This is a genomic window from Prosthecobacter sp. (assembly GCF_044222345.1).
GTDB lineage: Bacteria > Verrucomicrobiota > Verrucomicrobiia > Verrucomicrobiales > Verrucomicrobiaceae > Prosthecobacter.
The window spans coordinates 25,814-32,542 of sequence record NZ_JBGANL010000057.1; the positions used below are offsets into that span (position 1 = coordinate 25,814).

Sequence of the window (6,729 nt, forward strand, 5' to 3'; positions counted from 1 at the left end):
AATGAAGAGTGACGAATGCAAAATGTCGAATGGGCCGGGCCACCTGTGGGTGCTGCTCGTGGTTTTGTTTTCATCATTCGTCATTCGTCATTCGGCATCGGCCCAGCAGGGGCTCAAACTGCAGCTTGTCTCCGAGCAATCTGCCATTGTGCCCGGCCAGCCTTTCACGGTCGGCCTCTGGCTGGAGCATGATCGTGGCTCCCACACCTACTGGCGGTTTCCCGGCATCGTCGGGGTGCCCACGCAGATGAAGTGGAATCTGCCACGCGGCTGGAAGGCGGGCGAGCTCATCCATCCGGAGCCGGAGCGCACGCTGATGTTTCAGATCAAGGCGCAGGGGTTTGACCGTGATGTGATGCTGCGCGCGGAGATCACGCCGCCTGCGAATTTGAAGATGGGTGAATCCATCACGCTCAGCGGTCTCGCCTCATGGATGTGCTGCGGCAACACCTGCCACCCCGGCTCGATGGAGCTCAGCCTGACCCTGCCCGTGGTTGCCACGGCGGAAGTGAATGCGAAGTGGCACAAGTTGCTGGATGCCGAGCGTACACGTACCGAACAGACCAGTGATGCATGGACAGCCAGTGCCAGCGAGAAGGGGGATGCTATCACCCTCGTGCTCAAGCCTGCCACTGCCGGGGCGCGGGTGAGCAAAAGCCAGCGCGAGGCTGAACGGATCATTGTCTTTACGGAAGACGGCTGGGTTGATTCGGACAAGCCGCAGACAATTTTACGCGATGCTGACGGCTCTCTCACGATCACCCTCATCAAGGCGGATGCTTACATGGGCAACAAGCCGCCGAAGACGCTGCGTGTGATTTTGAGGAATGATGAGGGGTGGTTGCAAGGCGGCGGGCTGCGGTGTTTGCAGATTGCGCCGAGGATTGTGCGGTGAGATGGAGGCCTGTCCTTCGATCATGCAGCGTTCGCAATAGCCGCTTGATTGCGCCAGAGGTAGAGGATGCGGCGGGAGGTGCTGGGGTGGGTGGAGTGGCGGTCGTCCAGTTCGGCTTCCAGGTGGAAGAGGACGTGGTCGGGATGGGCTTCGATGAGGTGGACGAGGTCTGGAATGAGGCGGGGATCGTTGATCACGTCTGGGAGTGAGACGGGGATTTTGGCGATGCGGCTGACGGTGGTCATTTCGGCCAGGGATTCCTTGAGGGCGTCCTGGTCGGTGTTGTCGCTCTTGAAGGTGAACTGGAAGAAGCCTTTGAGGGAGGTCTCATCATGCTCGGTGAGGCGGCGCTGGATGCCCTGCTCAAGCTGCGCACGGGCCTGGTCGGACTGGACGCTGCCGAAGGGCATGGCGTCTTCGTATTCCTGAAGGAGCTGGGCGATGGGGACGCCGGTGTGGCGGAGCTTGGCCTCAAGAACGCGGGCGAGGAGGGCGTTGCGGGCCTCGTGCTCGATGCCGAGTTTGATTTCCGTGGTGAGGGCGGGGATGAGGCCGGCGGCGCGTGCGCCGTAGTCATCGCACAAAAACTCGACGAGGCGGATCTGAGTGACCCACGTTGAAAAGGCGACCCAGCGTGCCGCGCCGAGGGCCAGGCTGGGCGCGCCCCAACGGATGTCGTTGTCTCCCAGCACCTGGGCGATGACGAGCGCGAGCACGCCCGAGAGCAATGCGTGAACGAGCATGCAGCGGCTGGCGATGGGTGAATAGGGGAAGACGTGGCCGAGCTCGTGGCCGATGACGGCTTCGAGTTCTTTTTCATCCAGGAGGTGAACGATGGAGCGGTTGAGCTGCACGCTGTTGAAGAGGTGCCAGCCGGGCAGGAGTTCCAGGCGCATGGCGAAGGCGTTGACGTCTTTTTCCGGCGCGAGATAGACCGGGATGCGCTGGCCGGTGAGACCGAGGCGCTGCTGCACACGACGCACGGCGGCAATGAGCGAATCACGCGTGTGGATGCCGAGTTTGGCATCCGGGCGGATGTCTTCCAGGCGCTTCCGGTTGGCGAAGTGCTGGGTGACGATGAAGTCAAACAGGCCGAAGAAGGCGCAGGCAAAGAGCAGGAGGAACTGCCAGCCGGGGATTTGATGCGGCTGGGCTGCCCACCAAGCAAGACCGCCGAAGATGGCGACCAGTTCCAGGCCGAGCCACAGCATCGAGCGAGACTCGTTGGCCTGAAAGCTTTGAAGCAGCGCCGTGCGCGTGGGTGTGACGAGACGGCGCGGCTTTGGCAGGACGCTCTCCATGCCGGATCAGGTGAGAGTTTGAAGGAAGCCGCGGATGAGTCCGAGGGAGGGACGTGCGCGGGTCTGGTAGATGACTTTGCCCGGACCGGTGAAGCGGACGACGAAGCCTTCGCCGGAGAGGAAAGAGTCTTTGATCGACTTGGTGAGCACCACAGACTCGAAGGGCATGGTGTCGGTGAAGGCGACGATGTTGCGGTTGTCGAGCACGAAGCGCTCGCCCTCCGCGAGGTTTTGCTCAACGATGCCGCCGTAGCTGGAGAGGAAGAGCATGCCGGAGCCGACGGTCTTCAGGAAGAAGAGACCGCGCGTGGCCAGGACGCCCTGCATGCCGGCATTGTGCAGATCAAAGGTGAGCTCGGGCGAGGAGGCTAGGAAGGCGCCGCGTGCGAGCTTCAGGCCGGTCTCAGGAGTGACTTCGATGGCGCGAATGTCGCCCATTTGTTCGGGGGCTAGCATGAGGTGCTGCTCGTCGCGCTTGGCCTTGTAAATGACGGTGAAGAAGTTTTCACCCCCGAAGAGGCTGCGCACACCGCCGAGCATCCCGCGCTTGCCGCCCATGTGGAGCCCGGCTTTGACGTCGATGTGAAAACCGGGCGTCATGGCCTGCATGCTGCCCGGTTGTGCGTGAATGCTCTCGCCTTCCGCCATATCCAGACGCAAGGTCGAAAAGGCGGGGGCGTGAAGAACTGTGTGTCGCATGACTAGATGTCTGAGTCGGCCTGGCCGCTCATCTTCTTGCGCAGCATGTAACCGCCGATGCTGATGAGGATCAGGATGCCCAGGAAGATGAAGAGGGCGACCATGCGGCTGACTCCAAGAATGTCCTGAATGCCGGTGATGCAGATGTCATAGATAACGATCTGGATGAACCAACGAACGATGCCGCCCATGCCACCACGAGCCAGAACAGGAGAAAATGTATTTTGAGCCATGGATTCCATGTAGAGCAATTTTCGGATCACACTTCAAGCTAAAAGGTGTGAAGGTCTCAAAAATTGCCTCGTTATTTCAGCTCAGTTTTTCTTCTTTTCCAGGCCTTGGTAAACCCCGAAGTCATTGAAGAAAAATTTCTTTGCGAGCCAGTACATCCAGTGCTTCTCGGGGATCTCCTCGCCTTCGCGCCACTGGCTGGTGCGTGGGGTCATGCTTTCGATTTCGGCCATGGCGGTCTGGCGGATGGTGGAGTCTTTGGCGGTGTGCTTGGTGACGACGGCTTTGACGAGATCGGGGCGCTCGAGGACGATGCAGCCGCGCGTGTTTGCGGAGGCGATGTTGCGGAAGTCGCGGAGGAATTCGGACTTGGTGAAGACGTCGAAGAGGTCGTCATTGGTGCGAACGCTTTCCTTGGCGAACTGGATGATGGGGCAGGGCTCGATGGCGCCGGTGGGGCTGATGTGATGGCTGATACCGTTGGCCATGGGGCAGAGGGCCTGGCCGTTGTGGTCGTAGTAGGCATCGACGATGGCGATGGGCATCTTGGCGCGCATGTTGACGACGAATTTGCGCACCTGGGTGATCTGCTCCGGCGTGAGGGCGAGGTCGGCGCTGATCTTGGGACCGACGGGACGGTAGGTGTGGTACCAAGCGTAGTGCACGCCCATGTCGATGAGGCGGCGCAGCCATTTCTCGGTGAGGAGGTCGTCGATGTTGGTCTTGCAAAGGCTGGTGGCCACGCCGGTGAGCACGCGGGCGTCCAGGCAGTTTTGCAGGCCGCGCAGGGTGCGGGTGAGCACGTCCTTGTTGCCTCGGCGTTCATTGCTGACGATCTCGGTGCCTTCGATGCTGACGAGTGGGGTGATGTTGCCGAGCTTGCGCATGGTTTCAGCGGCCTTGGCGGTGATCATCTGGCCGTTGGTGAAGACCTGGAAGAAGGCGTCCGGGTGCATCGAGAGGAAGTCGAAGAGCTCGGGATGCATGAAGGGCTCGCCGCCGAGGATGCCGAAGAACGAGTTGCCGCGGCGTTTGGCGTCGTTCACGATCTTGTTGAGCTCGTCAAGATTGAGAGATTCGCGCGGTTTGTCCACGTCCACCCAGCAGCCCTGGCAGCGGAGGTTGCAGGAATTGAGGATGGAAATGTAGAAGAAGGGCGGGAAATACTGGCCCTGTTTCATGCGCTGCTTGTGCAGCATGACGGAGCGCGCCCCCTTGTAACCGAAATTCCAGCCGATCTTGGCCAGGCAGAGCGGATCGACTGTTTGAAGGATGCGGGAGGTGAGGGAAAGGAGCATGGGCAGTGAGGTTACGTTCAAGAGGTCATGTTGTGTTCAAAGGTCAAGGTGGGAGGCCGCAAAAAGCAGTCGAAATATCGCAAGGGCTGACAGGCAAGCGCCAGCAGGCGGGCGTATTGCTGTGCAGCGAGGCACTCCATGAACCACCAACCTCCAACGGATGATCTGGGATCACGCAATCACTGGCGCAGGGTGCTGTGGGTGGTGCTGGTCGTTCTGATCGTCCTGATGGCACGGCGAATGGCCGGGGCTGCGGATGCCTGGCAGACGGCAGACAGCCTGCTCAAGGGAGGGAAGGCCAAGGAGGCGGCCGCTGCCTATGAAAAGCTGATGCGGCAGAAACCCAACGATGCGCGGGCCTACATGGGGCGTGGGCGTGCGCGCTGGCGGCTGAATGAACTGGACGGAGCGATTGCGGATTTCACCCAGGTGCTCACTTTGACGCCGAAGGATTCGACGGCCTACAACAACCGCGCCCTGGCCTATGACAACAAAGGGCAGCATGAACTGGCCTTGGCGGATTATTCCAAAGCGATCGAGTTGAATCCGAAAAACGCGCTGGTTTACTTCAACCGTGCGCTGACATGGAGCACGGTCAAAGAACCGGAAAAGGCGCTGGCGGATTACACGGCGGCCATCGCGCTGGATCCCAAAACCGGCATGTTCTACGTGAAACGCGGTGAGCTGCTGCTGATCCGCGGAGAGTATGAGAAGGCGGTGGCGGATTGTGACAAGGCGATCGAACTGAACGTGAAGGACGCGGCGGCCTATTTCAACCGCGCCATGGCTTACGATCAGATGGGGGAGAAAGAGCGTGTGCTGGCAGATTATGACAAGGCGGTGGAGCTGGATCCGAAGGTGGCGAAGTTTCACAACAATCGCGGCTTCTTTCTGATGAACCGCGGCGACAACGAGGAGGCGATCAAGAGCTTTGACAAGGCGCTGGAACTCATCCCGACGGGTTCGATCTATCTGAACAATCGCGGGCAGGCATGGCTGAACCTGGGGCAGCAGGAGAAGGCGATGGCGGACTTTGACAAGGCGCTGCAGATCAATCCGCAGCACGCCAAAGCGTATCGCAATCGTGCGGGTGCATGGCTGGCCGCCGGTGAGTTTCAGAATGCCGTGGCTGATGCCACGAAGTGTCTTGAACTGCTGCCCACCGAGTCGCGGGCGTTTCAAATACGAGGAGAGGCCCGGGAAGCCCTGGGCGACAGCGCCGGTGCCAGGGAGGATCTGGAACGTGCGACGATTTTGGGGCCGCAACCGCCGCTGGGTGTCGCGGCCTGGGTGCCGGTGGAGATCAAGAAACGTGAGGAGCAGGCGATGAAGGCTCTGCTTGAGGATGCCTCGCCCGAAAACCGCCACACGATGGCCGTGGTGCGGCATGACCATGCGTTTGCGATTCTTGATCAACCGCAGCGCGAGCCGGACAAGGACGCCCTGGAGGAGGCGGTGGGGTATGCGCGGTCGGCCTCGGCGCTGGAGCCGGGAAATGCCTCGCACTTGTTTCTGACGGGGCTGCTGTATCAAGAGCTTGCCCCGTTCGATGAGCGCGCGCTGGTGATGGCGGAGAAGATGTTCACGCAGGCTGTGGATGTGGATGCCGAATATGCGGCGGCATGGCTGGAACTGGGACTGCTGATGGCGGCGCAGGATCGCGGCATGGAGGCTATCGCGGCGCTGGAAAATGCGCTGGAGAATGATCCGTCGGCTGCTGCGGCGTATGCCGTGGGACCTCTGTGCGCGGAGTATGCGGCGAATGACGAAGGGTATCGTGGGGTGGATTTTTTTGAGGAGCAGTATGCGGCGAACCCAGAGGTCTCGGCGCTCGGAGTCGGCCGCGCGATCATGCTGAACTACTGCGGTGATCGGAAGGAGGCGCTGTCGCAGGCGCGGGACATCCTGCTGATCGAGGAGGCAGGCACGCCGGAGCATGATTACGCCGCCAAACTGGTGGCCGAATGGGAAGGAGCGAAGCCATGAAGCGAATCATGCTATGCTGGGCCTTGCTGAGCCGTGCGGTTTTCGCGCAGACAGGGGAGGTGATGGTGAGCTTTGAATCCATCGAGGCGGCGCAGCAGGCGGAGCGTCAGGCGTTTCAGGAACGGAAGGCGGCGCTGCAGCAGCAACCGGCCAGCCCGCAGCGGGATGCGCAATTGCGGGAGGAGGTGCTCAGGCATCAGGCGGAAGCCAAGAGGCTTTCGATGCAGCAGCAGGCGGCGCGCAAGGAGGTGATCTCCGACCTGAAACAAAAATGGAGCAAGGTGGAGTCGGACTGGCAAAGCGAATGCGCACGGCATGA

7 protein-coding genes are annotated in these 6,729 nt (G+C 60.8%); 3 read left to right on the plus strand and 4 right to left on the minus strand.

Annotation, left to right across the window (positions count from 1 at the left end):
• Position 1: 1 nt before the first annotated feature.
• On the plus strand, positions 2-895 hold the full coding sequence (locus ACILSL_RS22450) for a protein-disulfide reductase DsbD domain-containing protein (RefSeq protein ID WP_395734305.1): 894 nt from the start codon (positions 2-4) through the stop codon (positions 893-895).
• A gap of 20 nt (positions 896-915) precedes the next feature.
• On the opposite strand, the gene ACILSL_RS22455 is transcribed toward ACILSL_RS22450, so the two are convergent.
• From ACILSL_RS22455 to ACILSL_RS22470, 4 genes are all read right to left on the minus strand, one after another.
• Positions 916-2,196 (minus strand): M48 family metallopeptidase, encoded by a 1,281-nt coding sequence (locus tag ACILSL_RS22455; RefSeq protein ID WP_395734306.1) that lies wholly within the window; start codon positions 2,194-2,196, stop codon positions 916-918.
• A 6-nt stretch (positions 2,197-2,202) separates the two neighbouring features.
• Positions 2,203-2,895 carry a TIGR00266 family protein gene (locus ACILSL_RS22460; RefSeq protein ID WP_395734307.1) on the minus strand — a complete coding sequence of 231 codons (693 nt, stop codon included), beginning with the start codon at positions 2,893-2,895 and terminating at the stop codon, positions 2,203-2,205.
• Between the two features lie 2 nt (positions 2,896-2,897).
• Complete coding sequence (locus ACILSL_RS22465; RefSeq protein ID WP_395734308.1) at positions 2,898-3,128, minus strand: hypothetical protein; 231 nt, start codon at positions 3,126-3,128, stop codon at positions 2,898-2,900.
• A gap of 81 nt (positions 3,129-3,209) precedes the next feature.
• The gene (locus ACILSL_RS22470; protein WP_395734309.1) at positions 3,210-4,424 is read right to left on the minus strand and encodes a radical SAM/SPASM domain-containing protein; all 1,215 of its coding nucleotides are present in this window, start codon (positions 4,422-4,424) and stop codon (positions 3,210-3,212) included.
• A gap of 138 nt (positions 4,425-4,562) precedes the next feature.
• On the opposite strand from ACILSL_RS22470, the gene ACILSL_RS22475 reads away from it, so the two are divergent.
• Positions 4,563-6,410 carry a tetratricopeptide repeat protein gene (locus ACILSL_RS22475; RefSeq protein ID WP_395734310.1) on the plus strand — a complete coding sequence of 616 codons (1,848 nt, stop codon included), beginning with the start codon at positions 4,563-4,565 and terminating at the stop codon, positions 6,408-6,410.
• Positions 6,407-6,729: hypothetical protein (locus tag ACILSL_RS22480; RefSeq protein WP_395734311.1), on the plus strand; the 323-nt coding region annotated here is incomplete at its 3' end. The genes ACILSL_RS22475 and ACILSL_RS22480, both read left to right, overlap by 4 nt.

What these genes read in the sequence shown, in the direction of transcription:
- ACILSL_RS22460 (WP_395734307.1), bottom strand. Translation starts at nt 2,895, where the DNA reads ATGCGACACACAGTTCTTCACGCCCCCGCCTTTTCGACCTTGCGTCTG.
- ACILSL_RS22475 (WP_395734310.1), top strand. Translation starts at nt 4,563, where the DNA reads ATGAACCACCAACCTCCAACGGATGATCTGGGATCACGCAATCACTGG.
- ACILSL_RS22455 (WP_395734306.1), bottom strand. Translation starts at nt 2,196, where the DNA reads ATGGAGAGCGTCCTGCCAAAGCCGCGCCGTCTCGTCACACCCACGCGC.
- ACILSL_RS22470 (WP_395734309.1), bottom strand. Translation starts at nt 4,424, where the DNA reads ATGCTCCTTTCCCTCACCTCCCGCATCCTTCAAACAGTCGATCCGCTC.
- ACILSL_RS22450 (WP_395734305.1), top strand. Translation starts at nt 2, where the DNA reads ATGAAGAGTGACGAATGCAAAATGTCGAATGGGCCGGGCCACCTGTGG.
- ACILSL_RS22465 (WP_395734308.1), bottom strand. Translation starts at nt 3,128, where the DNA reads ATGGCTCAAAATACATTTTCTCCTGTTCTGGCTCGTGGTGGCATGGGC.